The following is a 1149-nucleotide window of genomic DNA, read 5'->3' on the forward strand; positions in this document are numbered from 1 at the left end:
CTTGCCTTTGAAGGGGCTATCAAAGTAGTTGGTCATAAGAGATCCCGCGGTCTGTGACTTTGCCGTCTAACGTTTGAAATAAGGGGCGCCGAGCGCCAGCGAGGGGAGCCAAAAGCTTGCTTTTGGCCGTCCCGACTTGATTGAAGGGTTGGGCGATTTTGCCATTAGATTTTTTATAAATTTAGTGTGTTTAGAATGGTGATCGCATTTTTCTTGGCTTTTATGCTTGATGTTAAATTCGACCCCAAGTTTCCTGTAAGTGCGGACACAAAAACATATTTATGTCCTGATTTGCTTATAATAAACCCTTCAAACCATCCGTTTTGTAAGGTTCTATTTGCTGTGAATCCTGCACCAGTTTTCCCATACAGTTTTGTACTATTATCCAGATCTTGTAGATACATGTTCTCTATGGTGTTTTCTATGGCTGAGTTTTTAACTGGGAGATTGTGATTAATAATTTTACGCAGGAATTGAATTTGTTCTTCTGGTGAAATTTTTAAGCTACTTTCGAGCCATGCTTCTGTTAATCCGTTGTTTCTTTCTTTATCTCCAGAGAAGTCTTGATTTCCATAATCAAAATCTTTGAGATAATTCTTGATTTTATTTAATCCAATTTTTTGGGTTATTTCTTGCGAAACCCAAACAACAGAAAATTGCATCCACGTCTTTGGTGTATGATTGCTGTTCCAGATCTCCATTCCTTTGGGGGTTTTATCCCATTTGAATATGGTTTTCTGATCTATTATTTCCGCATCAAATGCCATAAGTGATAATGCGATCTTGAAAGTTGAATCTGGTGCCATTTGCGTTGCACACTTTGCTTTATTGAATTGAGCAATTTCAGCGTTTGTGGATGCATCGTAAAGTAAAAAACAACCTTCAGTTCCTTCAAATAATGGAGATGCAACAGTAGAGATATCTGTTGATGCACTGGCGCTGCTGTAGATAATATTTGCAATTATTAAAAAAATAGCGAAGTTGATATGTATTGTGTTTTTCATAATAAGTATTGGTTTGGTAAAGGGCTTAATTTTAACGGCTAACAATTAATGAGGCTCCGGGTTCGCCCAACGTTTGACATGAGGGGCGGCCAAGGGCGCCAGCCCTTGGACGTCCCCCTCGATGGAAGGGTTAGGCATCACTGCG

1 protein-coding gene is annotated in these 1149 nt (G+C 39.4%); it reads right to left on the reverse strand.

The features are described from left to right. Nucleotides 1-173: 173 nt before the first annotated feature. On the reverse strand, nucleotides 174-1004 hold the full coding sequence (locus L2I46_RS29155; RefSeq protein WP_001334766.1) for an oxacillin-hydrolyzing class D beta-lactamase OXA-1: 831 nt from the start codon (nucleotides 1002-1004) through the stop codon (nucleotides 174-176). Nucleotides 1005-1149: the final 145 nt, after the last annotated feature.

It is taken from the genome of Klebsiella sp. 2019SCSN059 (assembly GCF_021739525.1).
Lineage (GTDB): Bacteria > Pseudomonadota > Gammaproteobacteria > Enterobacterales > Enterobacteriaceae > Klebsiella > Klebsiella quasipneumoniae.

Coding starts and splice junctions, on each gene's coding strand:
- L2I46_RS29155 (WP_001334766.1), bottom strand. CDS start 1,004: ATGAAAAACACAATACATATCAACTTCGCTATTTTTTTAATAATTGCA.